Source organism: Paraburkholderia sp. Cy-641, from assembly GCF_011752945.1.
GTDB lineage: Bacteria > Pseudomonadota > Gammaproteobacteria > Burkholderiales > Burkholderiaceae > Paraburkholderia.
In genome coordinates, this window is record NZ_VWWM01000107.1 from 1 (window position 1) to 233 (window position 233).

Here is a 233-nt window from a genome sequence, read left to right on the forward strand (position 1 = left end):
TAAAAAAAAAAAACTTCCTCTCTTCTCTCTTTTCTCTCTTCTCTCTCTTTCTTTTTCCCCCTCTCTCTCTCTTTTCTTTCCTTCCCCCTTCCTCTCCTCTCTTTTCCTTCCTTTCCCTTCCTTCTTGTTCTCCCTCTCCTCTGCTTTTTTCTCTCTCTCTCACCTCCTCTTCTCCGTATCTCCTTGCCATCTCTCTTTCTCTACTCTTCCTCTCTCTCCCTCTTCTCTTTTCT

At 43.8% G+C, this 233-nt stretch carries 1 protein-coding gene; it reads right to left on the minus strand.

Going from position 1 to position 233, the window contains the following annotated elements; genetic code table 11:
• The coding region (locus F3J20_RS32580) for a hypothetical protein (protein ID WP_205299429.1) at positions 1-233 on the minus strand (233 nt) is incomplete at both ends.